Source organism: Stenotrophomonas sp. ESTM1D_MKCIP4_1, assembly GCF_003086895.1.
Lineage (GTDB): Bacteria > Pseudomonadota > Gammaproteobacteria > Xanthomonadales > Xanthomonadaceae > Stenotrophomonas.
Map to the genome: position 1 here is coordinate 1,802,104 of NZ_CP026004.1, position 17,736 is coordinate 1,819,839.

The window sequence follows — 17,736 nt, forward strand, 5'->3', positions numbered from 1 at the left end:
TCCACGCATGGCGTGGATCTACCGGGGGGCATCCACGCATCGCGTGGATCTACTGCCGGGTGTACCGCGCGTTGATTCAGTAGATCCACGCCACGCGTGGATGGCGGTGTCCCGGCACTCAGCCCAGCAGCGCCAGCACGCCCTGGTGGATGGCCAGCCCACCCAGCAGCAACCACGCGAACAGAACCAGTGCCAGCAACAGCGGCTTCAGGCCGGCCTGGCGCAGCGCCGACACATGCGTGGTCAGGCCCAGCGCGGCCATCGCCATCGCCAGCAGCACGGTGTCCAGCTGCACCAGCCCGGCCTGCAGGCCCGGCGGCAGCAGATGCAACGAATTGAAACCTGCCACCGCCACGAACCCGAACGCGAACCACGGCACCACGATGCGCGGCGCGTCGCCTTCAGTGGTCGCCTGCCTGCCGCGCGCCAGCCACAGCGACAGCACCACCAGGAACGGGGCCAGCAGCATCACCCGCACCATCTTGGTGATCACCGCGGTATCGGCGGCCGCTTCGCTCACCGCACGGCCAGCGGCGACCACCTGCGCTACTTCGTGCACGGTCGCGCCGGTGAACAGTCCGTACTGGCGTGCGTCCATCGCCAACCAGCCGTGCGACTGCACCAGCGCATACAGCGCCGGATACAGGAACATCGCCAGCGTGCCGAACACCACCACGGTCGAGACGGCCACGGTCACCTGGGCGGCCCGCCCGCGCACCACCGGTTCGGCGGCCATCACTGCCGCCGCGCCGCAGATCGCGCTGCCGGCGCCGATCAGCATCGCCGCCTCGCGGTCCATCCTGAAGACCCGCACGCCCAGCCAGCAGGCCAGGCCGAAGGTACTGGCCACCACCAGTGCGTCCATCAGCACCCCCGCCACGCCCACATGGCCGATGTCCTGGAAGGTCAGGCGCAGGCCATACAGCACGATGCCGGCGCGCAGCAGCCAGTGCTTGGAAAAGCCGACACCGGCCGCGCTGCGTGGCGCCAACCGCGGATAGGCCGTATTGCCGACCACGATGCCGGTCACGATGGCCACGGTCAGCGCGCTCAGGCCGTGCGCCTGCAACCAGGGCAGCTCGGCCAGGTACAGCGATGCCGCCGCCACCACGCCCACCAGCACCAGGCCGGGCAGGCGCGGTTGCCAGCGCTGGCGCAGGGCGGGCAGGGACCACAGGGGCAGGGGGGAGGCGTTCATGGCAGGTCAGACGTTGAAGGGGTGCGCACAGGTTGCGCCCGTCCATTTGACCCGTAAAACGAATAATATCGGTCACATCTACCTATAAAGCAGGTAAACTTCATGCGCCTGACGCTGCGCCAGCTGCAGGTCTTCGTAGCCATCGCCGACCATGGCAGCACCACCGCTGCCGGGCAGGCCGTCGCACTCTCACAGTCCGCCAGCAGCGCCGCCCTGCAGGAGCTGGAAGCCCACTTCGGTACGCCGCTGTTCGACCGCATCGGCCGTCGCCTGGTGCTGAACGGGCATGGCCGCGCGCTGCTGGAGCCTGCACGTGCGCTGCTGGTCAACGCCGCCGATCTGGAACGGCAACTGGCCGCTGGCGGCGATGCCCGCCAGGGGGCACCGCTGCGGCTGGTGGTGGCTGCCAGCACCACCATCGGCAACTACCTGCTGCCGCCGCGCATCGCCGAACTGCTGCGGCAGGCGCCGCGGGCCGAAGTCGACCTGCGCATCGACAACAGCGCAGGTGTGGTGGCCGCCGTGCAGCGCCTGGATGTGGATGCGGGCCTGATCGAAGGGCCGTGCCATGAACGCGGCCTGCAGGTGACCCCCTGGCAGCAGGACCCGCTGGTGATGGTTGCTGCCGCCGATGCGCCCGCGCGCTGGTCGCTTGAGGAGCTGCGCCGCGCCCGCTGGCTGCTGCGCGAGCCTGGCTCCGGCACGCGTGAAGCGGTGGAACAGGTGTTGCTGCCGCACCTGCACGGCTTTGCGCAGACCCTGCAGCTGGGCAACACCGAGGCCATCAAGCAGGCTGCGGTCGCAGGGCTGGGCGTCGCCTGTCTGTCGCGCCACGCGGTGGAGGAGCCGCTGGCGCTGGGTCGCCTGCGCATCCTGCAGACCCCGCTGCCGGCCCTGAACCGCACGTTGTGGCTGGTGCGGCACCCCGGCAAGCAGTGGCTGCCGGGTTTGCAGGCGCTGCTGGGGTAGCGTGGACTACCGGTGCAGTCGACCAACGGCGCAGTCGACTACCGGTGCAGTCGACTACCGGTGCAGTCGACCAACGGTCGACTCTACCGAGGGGGTTGGCCAACGGTCGGCTTTACCGGCGCGGTCGACCAACGGTGCAGTCGACCAGCGGTCGACTCTACCGCCGACGTTGCCAACGGTCGGCTTTACCGCCGAGATTCCGGCTGACGCCCGGCAACCGGTACAATGGCCGGATGCCTCTGATTACTCTGCAGAACGTCGACTTCAGCGTCGGCGGCCCGTTGTTGCTGGAAAAGGCCGAACTGTCGATCGAGCCGGGCGAACGCATCGCCCTGATCGGCCGCAACGGCGCCGGCAAATCCACCCTGCTCAAGCTGCTGTCCGGCGACCACAAGCCCGATGACGGCGAAGTGCGCGTGCAGCAGGGCGTCCGCGTGACGCGCCTGGAGCAGGAGGTGCCGCACGGTGCCGCCGGTTCGGTGTTCGACGTCGTGGCCGATGGCCTGGGCGAACTGGGCCAATGGCTGGCCGAATTCCACCACCTCAGCCATGCCGAGGTGTTCGACGGTGAAGCGCTGGGCAACGTGCAGGCCAAGATCGACGCCGCCAATGGCTGGGGCCTGGACCAGCGTGTCAGCGAAACCCTGACCAAGCTCGACCTGGATGGCGATGCCGAGTTCGGCCGCTTGTCCGGCGGCATGAAGCGCCGCGTGCTGCTGGCCCGTGCGCTGGTGTCCAGCCCCGATGTGCTGCTGCTGGACGAACCGACCAACCATCTCGACATTGAAGCCATCGACTGGCTGGAAGCCTTCCTCAAGGGCTGGAGCGGCAGCGTGGTGTTCGTCACCCATGACCGCCGCTTCCTGCGCGCGCTGGCTACACGCATCGTCGAGATCGACCGCGGCCAGGTCACCAGCTGGCCGGGCGACTGGGCCAACTACGAGCGCCGCCGCGAGGAACGCCTGAATGCGCAGGCGCAGGAAAACGCCCGCTTCGACAAGCTGCTGGCGCAGGAAGAAGTGTGGATCCGCCAGGGCATCAAGGCACGCCGTACCCGAGACGAAGGCCGCGTGCGCCGCCTGAAGGCGATGCGCACCGAGCGCTCGCAGCGCCGCGACCTCAGCGGCAACGTCAAGATGGAAGCCGCGCAGGGCGTCAGCTCCGGCAAGAAGGTCATCGACGTCAAGGACATCTCGTTCGCCTTCGGCGAGCGCACCATGGTCCGCGATTTCACCACCACCATCCTGCGTGGCGACCGCATCGGCCTGATCGGCCCCAACGGCAGCGGCAAGACCACCCTGCTGAAGCTGCTGCTGGGCGAACTGCAGCCGGCCAAGGGCGAAGTCAACGCGGGCACCAACCTGCAGATTGCCTATTTCGACCAGTACCGTGCGGTGCTGCGCGAAGACTGGAGCGCGATCGAAAACGTGGCCGAAGGCCGCGATTTCCTCGAGTTCAACGGCAAGCGCAAGCACGTGCATGCCTACCTGCAGGATTTCATGTTCACCCCCGAGCGTGCGCGCGCGCCGATCACCCGCCTGTCCGGCGGCGAGCGCAACCGCCTGCTGCTGGCCAAGCTGTTCGCGCAGCCGTCCAACCTGCTGGTGATGGACGAACCGACCAACGACCTCGACGTGGAAACCCTCGAGCTGCTGGAAGAGCTGCTGGGCGAATACACCGGCACCTTGCTGCTGGTCAGCCACGACCGTGATTTCATCGACAACGTGGTGACGTCCACGCTGGTGATGGAAGGCGACGGTGTCATCGGCGAGTACGTGGGTGGTTACACCGACTGGCAGCGCTATGCGGCCAGCGTCCGCAGCCCGGTGGTGCCGGTGACCGCAAAGCTGGCGCCTGCCGCAGCCCTGGCACCGAAGGCCGCCGAGCCTGCCGCCGCCAAGCGCAAGCTGAGCTTCAAGGAAGCACGCGAGCTGGAGCAGCTGCCCAAGACCATCGAGAAACTGGAAGGTGACGTGGAAGGGCTGACGGCGGCGATGAACGACCCGTCGTTCTACACCCGCAGCAGCGCCGAAGTGACCGCGCACACCCAGCAGCTGGCCAAGGTGCAGGCCGAGCTGGATGCCGCCTACGCCCGCTGGGAAGAGCTGGAAGGTTGAGGATTCGTGCGGACCAACGGTCCGCACCTACCGATGCCTATGCCGGGTAGATCCACGCCATGCGTGGATGTCCGAAGCGTGCGGACCAACGGTCCGCACCCACCGCACCCACCGGACTGCCGGGGTCACTTGACCCCGTGCAGATCCCGCAGCTGGCTGGGGCGGCTGCCAAAGTAGGCCGCAAGGTCGGCGATATCCTGATCGCTCAGGTCCTTCGCCTGCGGCGTCATCAATGCATGCTGGCGGTCGCCTGCGCGGTAGGCCTGCAGCGCATGGGCCAGATAATCGCCGTACTGGCCGCCCAGCTTGGGGTAGGTCGGGTCGATCGGCGCATTGCCGTCGGCGCCATGGCAATCAATGCAGCTCTGGTTGGTCGCCTTGCCCTTCACCTTGGCCCGGGCTTCACCGGCCGCTTCGCGGCCCGCAGGCAGCCCGGCGGACGAGGATGAGCCGTGTTCGCCACTGGCATGGCCGGGGTCACCGGCGGATTTCTCACTGCTTTCCACCTGCGACTGCGAGCAGGCCGCCAGCAGCAGGGCAACGGACAGGGCGATGGCGTGACGCATCGTGTGCGCGGCTTTCGACATGGGCGGGCCTTACTTGACGGTGGACAGGTAAACAGCGAGATCGGCGATCTCCTGTTCGCTGAAACTCATCGACTGCGCCTGCATCGTGGGATGCCGGCGCTTGCCCTGGCGGTACTCCGTCAGGGCCTGGGTCAGGTACTGCTGGGTCTGGCCACCGATCTTCGGTACCCGGTAACTCGGGTAGGCGTTCTTGTAACCGGTGATGCCGTGGCAGCCCTGGCAAGTGTAGGCAAGCACCCGGCCATTGTCGTAATTGCCGGCCGGGGCGGCGGCAGCGGGCGGGGTGGCCTGGGCCGGAGCCGGGGCGGGTGCTGCAGGAGCAGGAGCGGGCTGTGCGGCGGCCCCGAGGGGCAGGAGGACGGCCAGAGCGAGACAAGCGGCGAGCGGCTGCGGGCGCATGATGTCGTTATCCGGGGATTCGGGTCTGGTCGTTCCGGCGTGGGGTACGGAACGACCCGAGTATAGCCCTACGTTTCATCTAGCTGAAATGGGGGCGCGCCGACCAGGGGCGTGAAGGCACCATGACCTTTGGGATATGGTGTGGCCGTGAAGTGGTGAATTACTTTGCTACCACACCTGCCCACGCATCCTCCAGGGATCTGACGATGTCGCACCCAACCTTCCTGCCCGGCCGCCGCTCTGGACTCTGTGCCGCTGCCCTGCTGCTTTCCACCTCCCTGCTGCTGGGCGGTTGCGCCGCTGGCCCCAATTCCGAAGCCAAGGCGGCTGAGTCCAAGGACGAGAAGAAGGTCGACACGGTGCCGGTGGAAGTGGCCGTGGCCAGTCACCGCGCCGTAGCGGCCAGCTACACCGGCACCGCCGCGCTGGAACCGCGCGCCGAATCGCAGGTGGTGGCAAAGACCTCCGGCGTGGCGCTGGCCGTACTGGTCGAAGAGGGCCAGCGGGTGACCGCCGGCCAGCCGCTGGTGCGGGTGGACCCCGACCGCGCGCGCCTGGCCGTCGCCCAGAGCGAAGCGCAGATGCGCAAGCTGGAAAACGACTACCAGCGTGCGCAGAAGCTGGTCGGCCAGCAGCTGGTCAGTGCGGCCAGCGTCGACCAGCTGCGCTACGACCTGGAAAACGTCCGCGCGCAGTACCGCCTGGCGACGCTCGAACTGTCCTACACCACGGTGGTAGCGCCCATTTCCGGCGTCATCGCCTCGCGTTCGATCAAGACCGGCAACTTCGTGCAGATCAACACGCCCATCTTCCGCATCGTCGACAACTCCAGCCTGGAAGCCACCCTCAACGTGCCCGAACGCGAACTGGCGACGCTGCGCGCCGGCCAGCCGGTCACCCTCACCGCCGACGCGCTGCCGGGGCAGAGCTTCACCGGCACGGTGGACCGCATCGCTCCGGTGGTCGATTCCGGCAGCGGTACCTTCCGCGTGGTGAGTGCCTTCAACGGTGCTGAGCGCCTGTTGCAGCCGGGCATGTTCGGCCGCATCCGCATCGACTATGACCAGCGCGCCGATGCCCTGGTGGTGCCGCGCCTGGCGCTGCTGGACGACGGTGAGCCGGCCGTGTTCCGCGTGCGCGCCGGCAAGGTGGCCCGCGTACCGGTCAAGCTGGGCTATGCCGAAGGCCCGTGGGTGGAGATCCGTGATGGCCTGGTGGCCGGCGACCAGATCGTCACCGCCGGCAAGGTCGCCCTGCGCGATGGCACCGCGGTGCAGGTCATCGCCGATCCCAAGGCGCCCAAGGCCAAGCCGGCCACGGTGGCCGCCGGCAAATCCGCAGACAAGGCCGGGAGCCAGCAATGAGCGGCCCGGGACACGACCACGGTGCCTCGCCGGCCGGCGACGGCGCCGCTGCCGGCATGCGCGGTGGCCTGGTGGAATTCGCCACCCGCCGCCGCGTCACCATCGCCATGTGCACGGTCACGCTGCTGCTGTTCGGCCTGATCGCGCTGAACAACCTCAAGGTCAACCTGCTGCCCGACCTGAGCTATCCCACGCTGACCGTGCGCACCGAGTACACCGGCGCGGCACCGACCGAAATCGAAAGCCTGATCACCCAGCCGGTGGAAGAAGCCGTGGGCGTGGTCAAGAACCTGCGCAAGCTGAAGTCGGTCTCGCGCACCGGGCAGAGCGATGTCGTGCTCGAGTTCGCCTGGGGCACCAACATGGACCAGGCCAGCCTGGAGGTGCGCGACAAGATGGAAGCGCTGAACCTGCCGCTGGAGGCCAAGGCCCCGGTGCTGCTGCGCTTCAATCCGTCCACCGAGCCGATCATGCGCCTGGTGCTGTCGACCAAGGCCACCCCGGTCAGCGATGAAGACGCGATCCGCGAACTGACCGGCCTGCGCCGCTACGCCGACGAAGACCTGAAGAAGAAGCTGGAGCCGGTGACCGGCGTGGCTGCGGTGAAGGTAGGCGGTGGCCTGGAAGACGAGATCCAGGTGGACATCGACCAGCAGAAGCTGGCCCAGCTCAACCTGCCCATCGACACGGTCATCAAGCGGTTGAAGGAAGAAAACATCAACATCTCCGGCGGCCGCCTGGAGGAGGGTTCGCAGCGTTTCCTGGTGCGCACCGTCAACCAGTTCGCCGATCTGGAAGAGATCCGCAACCTGCTGGTCACCACCCAGTCGTCCAACGGCAGCGCGGCCGATTCGGCCCTGCAGCAGATGTTCAACATCGCGGCCTCCACCGGTTCGGCGGCGGCGGTGGCGGCTGCATCGGCGGCGCAGAGTGCCTCGTCCGGGGGTGGCTCCAGCGTGGTTGCCAACGGCGTGCCCGTGCGCCTGAAGGACGTGGCCACCGTGCGCCAAGGCTACAAGGAGCGCGAAGCGATCATCCGCCTGGGCGGCAAGGAATCGGTGGAGCTGGCCATCTACAAGGAAGGTGACGCCAACACCGTGGCCACCGCCGAAGCCCTGCGCAAGCGTCTGGAACAGATCAAGGCCACCTTCCCCAGCGATGCCGAACTGACCACCATCGAAGACCAGTCGCGCTTCATCGAACACGCCATCAGTGACGTCAAGAAGGACGCGGTGATCGGTGGCCTGCTGGCCATCCTCATCATCTTCCTGTTCCTGCGCGATGGCTGGTCCACCTTTGTGATCAGCCTGTCGCTGCCGGTCTCGATCATCGCCACGTTCTTCTTCATGGGCCAGCTGGGCCTGAGCTTGAACGTGATGTCGCTGGGCGGCCTGGCGCTGGCCACCGGCCTGGTGGTGGACGACTCGATCGTGGTGCTGGAAAGCATTGCCAAGGCCCGCGAACGCGGCCTGGGCATCCTGCAGGCCGCCATCGTCGGTACCCGTGAAGTGAGCATGGCCGTGGTGGCCTCCACCCTGACCACCATCGCCGTGTTCCTGCCGCTGGTGTTCGTTGATGGCATCGCCGGCCAGCTGTTCCGCGACCAGGCGCTGACCGTGGCCATCGCCATAGCTATCTCGCTGCTGGTGTCGATGACCCTCATTCCGATGCTCAGCTCGCTGAAGGGACGGCCGCCGCTGGCGTTCCCGGAAGAAGCCGCCGCCGAACCGTGGCGCCCGCAGAGCCGCTGGCAGAAGCCGGTCGCCCTGGGCCGCCGGGGTTTCGTGGCCAGCGTGCGCTGGAGCTTCTTCGCCCTGGCCTGGCTGGTGGTGCGGCTGTGGCGCGGCGTGGTCGCCGTGGTCGGGCCGGTCATGCGCAAGGCCAGCGATATCGCGATGAAGCCCTATGCCGGTGCCGAACGCGGCTACCTGCGCCTGCTGCCCAGCGCACTGGCCCACCCCGGCAAGGTGCTGGGCATGGCCGCGCTGGCCTTCGTCGGCACCATGGCCCTGGTGCCCATGCTCGGCGCCGACCTGATTCCGCAGCTGGCCCAGGACCGCTTTGAAATGACGGTCAAACTGCCGGCCGGCACCCCGTTGAAGCAGACCGATGCCCTGGTGCGCGAGCTGCAGCTGGCGCACGGCGAGGGCGAAGGTGTGGCCTCGCTGTACGGCGTCAGTGGCAGCGGCACGCGGCTGGATGCCAGCCCGACCGAGAGCGGCGAGAACATCGGCAAGCTGACCGTGGTGATGGAAGGCGGCGGCAATGCACGCACCGAAGCGGACATCACCGAGCGCCTGCGCGACACCATGGCGCAGCACCCCGGTGCGCAGGTCGATTTCGCACGGCCGGCGTTGTTCAGCTTCTCCACGCCGCTGGAAATCGAGCTGCGCGGGCAGGACATGGCCACCCTGGAGCAGGCGGGCCAGCGCCTTGCCGCACTGCTGCGTGGCAACGCGCACTACGCCGACGTGAAGTCGACGGTGGAAGAGGGCTTCCCGGAAATCCAGATCCGCTTCGATCAGGAACGTGCCGGTGCACTGGGCCTGACCACCCGCCAGATCGCCGACGTGGTGGTGAAGAAGGTGCGTGGCGATGTGGCCACCCGCTACAGCTTCCGCGACCGCAAGATCGACGTGCTGGTGCGTGCCCAGGAAGGCGATCGTGCCAGCGTGGACAGCATCCGCCGCCTGATCGTCAATCCGGGCAGCACTCGCCCGGTCACCCTGGACGCAGTGGCCGACGTGGTGGCCACCACTGGCCCCAGCGAGATCCATCGCGCTGACCAGACCCGCGTGGCGGTGGTCTCGGCCAACCTGCGCGACATCGACCTGGGCGCGGCCATGCGCGAAGTGCAGCAGATGGTGGCCGAACAGCCGCTGGGCGCAGGCGTGGGACTGCACATCGGCGGCCAGGGCGAGGAGCTGGCCCAGGCCGCCACGTCGCTCATCTTCGCCTTCGGCCTGGCCATCTTCCTGGTGTACCTGGTGATGGCCTCGCAGTTCGAGTCGCTGCTGCACCCGTTCGTCATCCTGTTCACCATTCCGCTGGCCCTGGTCGGCGCGATCCTCGCGCTGATGCTGACCGGAAAACCCATTTCGGTGGTGGTGTTCATCGGCCTGATCCTTCTGGTCGGCCTGGTCACCAAGAACGCGATCATCCTCATCGACAAGGTGAACCAGCTGCGCGAAGCGGGTGTGGCCAAGCAGGAAGCCCTGGTGGAAGGCGCACGTTCGCGCCTGCGGCCGATCATCATGACCACGCTGTGCACCCTGTTCGGCTTCCTGCCGTTGGCGGTGGCGATGGGCGAGGGCGCCGAAGTGCGTGCGCCGATGGCGATCACCGTCATCGGTGGCCTGCTGGTGTCGACCCTGCTCACCCTGCTGGTCATCCCGGTGGTGTACGACCTGATGGACCGCCGCGGTGATGCCTACTACCGCGAGCGCGGCCGCAAGCATGCCGGTGAAGGCCTGCACGTTGCCGAGGGCGGGAAGGCCGGTGGCCATGCTGCGGGTGCGGAGGAACCGGCATGAGCGTTGCCGAGTTTTCCATCCGTCGTCCGGTCACCACCATCATGTGCTTCATCTCGCTGGTGGTGGTCGGCCTGATCGCCTCGTTCCGGCTGCCGCTGGAAGCGCTGCCGGACATCTCCGCACCGTTCCTGTTCGTGCAGATTCCGTACACCGGCTCGACCCCGGAAGAAGTGGAGCGGACCATCATCCGCCCCGTCGAGGAATCGCTGGCCACGATGACCGGCATCAAGCGCATGCGCTCGCAGGCCACCTCGGAAGCGGCCTCGATCTTCATCGAGTTCAGCGACTGGGACCGCGACATCGCCATCGCCGCGTCCGACGCGCGCGAACGCATCGATGCCATCCGCAGCGAACTGCCCGACGACCTGCAGCGCTACAACGTGTTCAAGTGGTCCAGCAGCGACCAGCCGGTGCTGAAAGTGCGCCTGGCCAGCGCCACCGACCTGACCACCGCGTATGACATGCTGGACCGGGAGTTCAAGCGGCGCATCGAGCGCATTCCCGGTGTGGCCCGCGTGGACATCACCGGCGCGCCACCGAACGAAGTCGAGATCGCCATCGATCCCGACCGGCTCAACGCGCACGGCCTCAGCATCAACGAACTCAGCGACCGCCTGCGCACGCTGAACTTCTCGATCTCGGCCGGGCAGATCAACGACAACGGCCAGCGCGTGCGCGTGCAGCCGGTGGGTGAGATCACCGATCTGCAGGAAATGCGTGACCTGGTAATCAACGCCAAGGGCCTGCGCCTGGGCGACATCGCCGAGGTGCGGCTGAAGCCGGCGCGGATGAACTACGGGCGTCGCCTCGACGGCAATCCGGCCATCGGCCTGGACATCTTCAAGGAGCGCAGCGCCAACCTGGTGGACGTCTCCCGCGCTGCGCTGGCCGAAGTCGAGGCGATCCGCGCGCAGGACTCGATGCGCGACGTGCAGATCAAGGTCATCGACAACCAGGGCAAGGCGGTCACGTCCTCGCTGCTGGAACTGGCCGAAGCGGGCGCGGTCGGCCTGATCCTGTCGGTCACCGTGCTGTTCTTCTTCCTGCGCCACTGGCCGTCCACCCTGATGGTGACGCTGGCGATTCCGATCTGCTTCACCATTACCCTGGGCTTCATGTACTTCGCCGGGGTAACGCTGAACATCCTGACCATGATGGGCCTGCTGCTGGCCGTGGGCATGCTGGTGGACAACGCCGTGGTGGTGGTGGAAAGCATCTACCAGGAACGCGAACGCATGCCGGGGCAGCCACGGCTGGCCTCGATCATCGGCACCCGCAACGTGGCCATCGCGCTCAGTGCCGGCACCCTGTGTCACTGCATCGTGTTCGTGCCCAACCTGTTCGGTGAAACCAACAACATCAGCATCTTCATGGCGCAGATCGCGATCACCATCTCGGTCTCGCTGCTGGCCTCGTGGCTGGTGGCGGTCAGCCTGATCCCCATGCTGTCTGCACGCATGGCCACGCCCAAGCTGCTGCATTCGCAGACCGGTGTCATCGCCCGCCTGCAGCGCCGCTATGCCAGCCTGCTGGACTGGTCGCTGCGCCACCGCGGCTGGAGCCTGCTGGGCATCGTGCTGGTGGTGCTGGTCAGCCTGGTGCCGATGAAGCTGACCAAGGTGGACATGTTCGGTGGTGGTGGTGGCAAGGACATCTTCATCGGCTACATGTGGAAGGGGGCCTACACCTACCGGCAGATGTCCGATGAAGTGGCCCGCGTCGAAGCCTGGGTCGAGGAGAACCGCGAACGCCTGCACGTGCAGCAGGTCTATTCCTGGTACAGCGAACAGGAAGGCAGTTCGACCATCGTGACCATCGATGAGAAGCATGCCAAGGACATCAAGGCGCTGCAGGAGGAGATCCGCAAGGGCCTGCCGAAGTCGGCGCGTACCGATTACTTCGTCGGCAACCAGGGCGGTGACGGCGGCAGCGGCAACCAGGGCGTGCAGGTCCAGTTGGTGGGTGATTCCAGCAGCATGCTGCAGGAGATCGGCGAGGAAGTGCTGCCGCTGCTCGCCCAGCGTACCGAGCTGCGCGACGTGCGCATCGACAATGGCGAGAAGGGCGGTGAGCTGAAGGTGCATGTCGACCGCGAGCGCGCGGCGGCGTTCGGCTTCAATGCCGAACAGGTGGCCAGCTTTGTCGGCCTGGCCCTGCGCGGTGCACCGATGCGCGAGTTCCGCCGCGGCGACAACGAAGTGCCGGTGTGGGTGCGCTTTGCCGGCGCCGAACAGAGCAGCCCGGAAGACCTGGCCAGCTACAGCGTGCGTACCGGCGATGGCCGCAGCGTGCCGCTGCTGAGCCTGGTCAGCGTGGACGTCGGTTCCTCGGCCACCCAGATCGGCCGCACCAACCGCCAGACCACCTTGACCATCAAGGCGAACCTGGCCGAGAAGGTCACCGCGCCGGATGGCCGCAAGGCGATGGAAGCCGTGCTCAAGCCGATGAACTTCCCGGCCGGCTACGGCTTCACCTTCGATGGCGGCGACTACGGCAACGACAACGAGGCCATGCAGCAGATGGTGTTCAACCTGCTCATCGCGCTGGTGATGATCTACGTCGTGATGGCGGCCGTGTTCGAGTCGCTGCTGTTCCCGGCAGCGATCATGAGCGGCGTGCTGTTCTCCATCTTCGGCGTGTTCTGGCTGTTCTGGATCACCGGCACCTCGTTCGGCATCATGTCCTTCATCGGTATCCTGGTGCTGATGGGCGTGGTGGTGAACAACGGCATCGTGATGATCGAGCACATCAACAACCTGCGGCGCGGCGGCATGGGCCGCACCCAGGCGCTGGTGGAAGGCTCACGCGAGCGCCTGCGGCCGATCATGATGACGATGGGCACCGCGATCCTGGCCATGGTGCCGATCTCGCTGACCAGCACGCAGATGTTCGGCGATGGCCCCGAGTACGCACCCATGGCACGCGCGATTGCCGGCGGCCTGGCGTTCTCCACCGTGGTCAGCCTGCTGTTCCTGCCGACCATCTACGCCGTGCTGGATGACCTGCGCAGCGCCGCCACGCGCCTGATCCGGCGCGCACGCGGCCTGGAACTGGCAGAGCCGGGCGCTGCCCGGCTATAACTCGCAACATCGTGTTTGTGGTGGGGGAGGGACACTGTAGAGCCGAGCCATGCTCGGCTGCCGTTCGCCTGCCGCTGCCAAACGGTAGAGCCGGGCGCTGCCCGGCTGTAACACGCAACACATCGTGTTTGTGGTGGGGGGGAGGGGCACTGTAGAGCCGAGCCATGCTCGGCTGCCGTTCGCCTGCCGCTGCCAAATGGTAGAGCCGGGCGCTGCCCGGCTGTAACACGCAACACATCGTGTTTGTAGTGGGGGGGAGGGGCACTGTAGAGCCGAGCCATGCTCGGCTGCCGTTCGCCTGCCGCTGCCAAACGGTAGAGCCGGGCGCTGCCCGGCTGTAACACGCAACACATCGTGTTTGTGGTGGGGGGAGACCGGTCGTAGTGGGGCGGTCTCCCCCGTTTTTTTCAACCACCGTTGGCATGAACATGAAGCCCCGAGCCCACGCTCGGCTGCCGTTCGCCGCGTTGCGGCGCCGCCCGAGCATGGGCTCGGGCGCTACGGTGTGTGTAATCCGGTAGCGCCGGGCCATGCCCGGCGTGTCGCTGCAATCAACCCGCGACCTTGCCCCACACCCGGCCGGCGGTCAGCCACAGGCCCAGCATGCTGCCCAGGTTGGTCAGCATGAAGGTCAGCACCACCCGGGTGACCCGGTTGCGGTACCAGCCCTTCAGGCTCTGCGCGTCGTCGCGCAGCTTCAGGAAATCCTCGTAGGCCGGCTTGCGCAGGCGCGCTTCCACCAGCGCCGAGAACGCACCGGTGGGAATGCTCAGGCGGAACGGCTTGAACGGTGCCACCACGATCGCGGTCAGGATGCTCAGCGGGTGGCTGCCGGCCAGCAGGCAGCCCAGGCCGGCCAGGCCGCCGGTGTACATCGCCCAGGTCGCCAGCAGTTCGGTGCCCACGCCCAGCCCGCCGCGGTAGAAGCCCACGCCAATGCCGGTCACCACGATGGCCAGGATGGCCAGGGTGAACCACGGAATGTTGCGCTTCTTCGGCACCGCTTCCAGCTCGGCCCGCAGCGCTGCCGGTGCGTCGTTGTCGGTTTCCAGGTAGCGCGCTAGGCCGGCCAGGTGGCCGGCGCCGACCACTGCCAGCACTTCGCGCAGCTGCGGGTTGTGCTCCTCGCGCAGGCGCGTGGCCATGTAGCGGTCACGCTCGCCGATGATGGTTTCGTACAGCGCAGGGCTTTCGCTGGCGAACTCACCAAAGCTCGATTCCAGCATGTCGCCCTGCTTGAGCTTCTCGATCTCGTTCTCGCCCACTTCCTCGGAAGAGAACAGGCCCGCGCCGAGGCCGGCCACCAGTTTCAGTTTGCCGAAGAAGCCCAGCCGCTGCGAGGCGCGGCGGAAGGTCAGGCCGACTTCGCGGTCGATCAGCTGCACCGGCAGGCCGCGCTCGCGCGCCAGGTCCACCGCGCGCTTCAGCTCGGCGCCGGGCTCGATGCCCAGCTGTTCGGCCAGGCGGCGCTGGTAGGCCGACAGGGCCAGGTTGGCGGCGAACAGCGCCACGCGGCCCTTGCGGATCACTTCCACCAGGTCCAGCTTGGCCAGCGTGTCCGGGTCGCTCAGCGCCTGCAGGCGCTGCGGGTCCAGTTCCACGGCCACCGCATCGAAGCGGCCGCTGTCGATGGCTTTTTCCACGGCCTCGACGCTGGCGTGGGAAACGTGGGCGGTGCCCAGCAGGGTGTAACGCACGCCGTCGCGTTCAACAACGCGCACCGGCTGCCCGGCGAACAGATCGTCGCCGGTTTCGGGAAGGGTGTCAGTCATGGATTCATTCATTGGAAGGTGCGGTGTCAGCGCCATCGCCGAGCGCGCGCTGCATCTGCACGGTGTCCAGCCAGCGGCCGTGCTTGCGGCCAAGGCCCTGGAACACGCCCACCAGGTGGAAGCCGAAGCGTTCGTGCAGCTTGATCGACGCGGTATTGGTCGGCTCGCCGATCACCGCCACCATCTGCCGGTAGCCGCGTGCCACGCAGGCGTCGATCAGGGCCTGCAGCAGTCCGGTACCCACGCCCTTGCCCTGGTACGCAGCATCCACGTAGACCGAATTTTCCACGGTCCACTGGTAGGCCACCCGCGTGCGGTAGGTGTTGGCGTAGGCATAGCCGGCCACCTGGCCGTCGATCTCGGCGACCAGGTAGGGGAAGCCACGGTCGATGATGTCGCGCATGCGGCGCAGCATCTCGTCCTGGTCGGGAACGTCGTACTCGTAGGTGTTGACGAAATCGGTCACTTCCACCGCGTAGATCGCGGTGATCGCAGCGATGTCGGCCGGGCCGGCATCACGGATGAGGACGGCCATGGCAGGTCTCCGGCTCAGTCGATGTAGCGCTTGAGCAGGTCACAGTACGCATCGATGCGACGGTCGCGCAGGAACGGCCAGATGCGGCGCACGTGTTCGCTGCGCTGCAGGTCCACGTCGCACACCAGCACGGTGGCATCGGTGCCGGCCTCGGCCAGGAATTCGCCCTGCGGGCCCAGCACGTGGCTGTTGCCCCAGAACTGGATGCCCGACGCGCCCAGCGGCGAGGCTTCATGGCCCACGCGGTTGCAGCTCAGCACCGGCAGGCCGTTGGCCACGGCGTGGCCGCGGTGGCTAAGCACCCAGGCGTCGCGCTGGCGGGTCTTCTCGTCCTGCACGTCGTCCGGGTCCCAGCCGATGGCGGTGGGGTAGAGCAGCAGCTCGGCACCGGCCAGTGCCATCAGGCGAGCCGCTTCCGGGTACCACTGGTCCCAGCACACCAGCACGCCAAGGCGGCCCACCGACGTGTCGATCGGGGTGAAGCCGATATCGCCCGGGGTGAAGTAGAACTTTTCGTAGAAGCCCGGATCGTCCGGGATGTGCATCTTGCGGTACTTGCCCAGCAGGGTGCCGTCCTTCTCGAAGACCACGGCGGTGTTGTGGTACAGGCCGGCGGCGCGGCGCTCGAACAGCGAACCCACCAGCACCACGCCGTGCTTCTTTGCCAGCGCGCCCAGGCGCTCGGTGCTCGGGCCGGGAATCGGCTCGGCCAGATCGAACTCATCCACCGATTCGTGCTGGCAGAAGTACGGACCGTTGTGCAGTTCCTGCAGCAGCACCAGTTTCGCGCCCTGCGCAGCCGCCTCGGCCACGCGTGCTTCGATCACCGCCAGGTTGGCGGCGGCATCACCGTGGTTGCGCTCCTGGATCAGGGCAACGGTAAGGGGGCTGCGCGAGTTCATGCGGGGCGTTCCTGCGGGGGAAAACCTGCATGTTAGCGCGGATGGCGAGCTGCGGCGTGTCGCGCGCTGAATGGGCCCGCTCCAGCCGATTCGCGAACGGCCAACGGGCACGCGGAAGCCGTAGCGTCGAGCGTGCTCGACGGGCTCTTCGCGCGGATCACGGCAAAAGCCAGTCGAGCAAGCTCGACTCTACACAAGGAGCGCCGGGCGGGGCCCGGCGCCATGCCATCAGGCCTTCAGCAGGCCTTCCGGCAGCTGCATGGTGATGCAGTGCAGGCTGCCGTTCTGCCAGATCAGCGAGCGGCAGGGTACCTGCACGATCTCGCGGCCCGGGTGGGCCTGGGCCAGCACGTCGCGGGCCAGGTCGTCGGCCGGGTCGCCGTAGGCCGGCATCAGCACCGCGCCGTTGACGATCAGGTAGTTGGCGTACGACGCGGCCAGGCGGCGGCCTTCGTCGATCACCGGCTGCGCCCACGGCAGCGGGAACAGGCGGTACGGCTGGCCGTCCTTCGTGCGCAGCGCGGCCAGTTCGCTGCCCATCGCCTGCAGCTCGGCATAGTGCGAATCGCTTTCGTCATCGCAGGCCTGGTAGACAATGCTGTCAGGCGAAGCAAAGCGCGCCAGGGTGTCGATGTGGGCGTCGGTATCGTCGCCTTCCAGGTAACCATGGTCCAGCCACAGCACGCGGTCCTGCTGCAGCCAGTCGGCCAGGTCGGCGCTCAGGCTGGCGCGGTCGCGGTCCGGGTGGCGCTCGTGCAGGCATTTCCAGGTGGTCAGCAGGGTGCCTTCCCCGTCGGTCTCGATGCCGCCGCCTTCCAGCGCGAAGGGGATGCTGCGTACCGGCGCGTTGTTGAACACGCCGGCCTGGTCCAGCACGCCCACCAGCTGGTCGTCCAGGGTGGCGTCGAACTTGCCGCCCCAGCCGGTGAAGCGGAAGTCCAGCAGCTGGAAGCTGCCGTCGGCGCGGCGCAGGGTGATCGGACCGGAGTCGCGCAGCCAGGTATCGTCATAGGCCGCCGTGGTGAAGCGGACCCGGTCCATGTCGATGCGGTTGGAGCGCAGCCGCATTTCGGCATAGGTCTCCACGTCGTCGTCGGCCACGCAGATCAGCACCGGCTGGAAGCGGGTGATGGCAGCGACCAGGGCGATGTAGGTCTCCTCGACCTGGCCCAGGCGGTCGGCCCAGTCGGTATCGGCGGTGGGCCAGGCAATCAGGACGCCGCTCTGGGCTTCCCATTCGGCAGGAAAACGAAGGGTCTGGTTCATGGTCTCGCTACACA

Annotated in this window: 11 protein-coding genes and 1 pseudogene; 5 read left to right on the plus strand and 7 right to left on the minus strand. The window is 67.3% G+C overall.

What is annotated here, in order from left to right:
* Positions 1-118: 118 nt before the first annotated feature.
* Complete coding sequence (locus C1924_RS08380; protein ID WP_108764874.1) at positions 119-1,198, minus strand: YeiH family protein; 1,080 nt, start codon at positions 1,196-1,198, stop codon at positions 119-121.
* Positions 1,199-1,300: 102 nt separating this feature from the next.
* Between C1924_RS08380 and C1924_RS08385 the strand changes: the two genes are divergently transcribed.
* Entirely contained in the window at positions 1,301-2,167 is an 867-nt protein-coding gene (locus C1924_RS08385) for a LysR family transcriptional regulator (RefSeq protein WP_108764875.1), read from the plus strand.
* Between the two features lie 233 nt (positions 2,168-2,400).
* Positions 2,401-4,284 carry an ATP-binding cassette domain-containing protein gene (locus C1924_RS08390; RefSeq protein ID WP_108764876.1) on the plus strand — a complete coding sequence of 628 codons (1,884 nt, stop codon included), beginning with the start codon at positions 2,401-2,403 and terminating at the stop codon, positions 4,282-4,284.
* Between the two features lie 125 nt (positions 4,285-4,409).
* On the opposite strand, the gene C1924_RS08395 is transcribed toward C1924_RS08390, so the two are convergent.
* Positions 4,410-4,871 carry a cytochrome c gene (locus C1924_RS08395; RefSeq protein WP_108764877.1) on the minus strand — a complete coding sequence of 154 codons (462 nt, stop codon included), beginning with the start codon at positions 4,869-4,871 and terminating at the stop codon, positions 4,410-4,412.
* A gap of 9 nt (positions 4,872-4,880) precedes the next feature.
* Positions 4,881-5,270, minus strand: coding sequence for a c-type cytochrome (locus C1924_RS08400; protein ID WP_108764878.1), 390 nt, complete (start codon positions 5,268-5,270; stop codon positions 4,881-4,883).
* A 206-nt stretch (positions 5,271-5,476) separates the two neighbouring features.
* On the opposite strand from C1924_RS08400, the gene C1924_RS08405 reads away from it, so the two are divergent.
* From C1924_RS08405 to C1924_RS08415, 3 genes and pseudogenes are all read left to right on the plus strand, one after another.
* Positions 5,477-6,634: an efflux RND transporter periplasmic adaptor subunit gene (locus C1924_RS08405; protein WP_108764879.1), complete on the plus strand. Its 1,158-nt coding sequence runs from the start codon at positions 5,477-5,479 to the stop codon at positions 6,632-6,634.
* Between the two features lie 62 nt (positions 6,635-6,696).
* A pseudogene (locus C1924_RS08410) lies at positions 6,697-10,167 on the plus strand (efflux RND transporter permease subunit); the annotation flags it as partial.
* A complete protein-coding gene (locus C1924_RS08415) occupies positions 10,164-13,247 on the plus strand; it encodes an efflux RND transporter permease subunit (protein WP_108764881.1) in 3,084 nt (1,027 codons plus the stop codon). The pseudogene C1924_RS08410 and the gene C1924_RS08415, both read left to right, overlap by 4 nt.
* 551 nt (positions 13,248-13,798) lie before the next feature.
* Here C1924_RS08415 and C1924_RS08420 read toward each other — a convergent pair.
* The 4 genes from C1924_RS08420 to C1924_RS08435 all read right to left on the minus strand — a co-directional run bounded on the left by C1924_RS08420 (position 13,799) and on the right by C1924_RS08435 (position 17,722).
* Positions 13,799-15,031 carry a TraB/GumN family protein gene (locus C1924_RS08420; RefSeq protein WP_174208952.1) on the minus strand — a complete coding sequence of 411 codons (1,233 nt, stop codon included), beginning with the start codon at positions 15,029-15,031 and terminating at the stop codon, positions 13,799-13,801.
* Positions 15,024-15,554, minus strand: coding sequence for a GNAT family N-acetyltransferase (locus C1924_RS08425; protein WP_108764883.1), 531 nt, complete (start codon positions 15,552-15,554; stop codon positions 15,024-15,026). The genes C1924_RS08420 and C1924_RS08425 overlap by 8 nt, the downstream gene beginning before the upstream one ends.
* A 14-nt stretch (positions 15,555-15,568) precedes the next feature.
* The gene (locus C1924_RS08430) at positions 15,569-16,456 is read right to left on the minus strand and encodes a carbon-nitrogen hydrolase (RefSeq protein WP_108764884.1); all 888 of its coding nucleotides are present in this window, start codon (positions 16,454-16,456) and stop codon (positions 15,569-15,571) included.
* A gap of 228 nt (positions 16,457-16,684) precedes the next feature.
* Positions 16,685-17,722 (minus strand): agmatine deiminase family protein, encoded by a 1,038-nt coding sequence (locus C1924_RS08435; RefSeq protein WP_108764885.1) that lies wholly within the window; start codon positions 17,720-17,722, stop codon positions 16,685-16,687.
* Positions 17,723-17,736 lie beyond the last annotated feature (14 nt).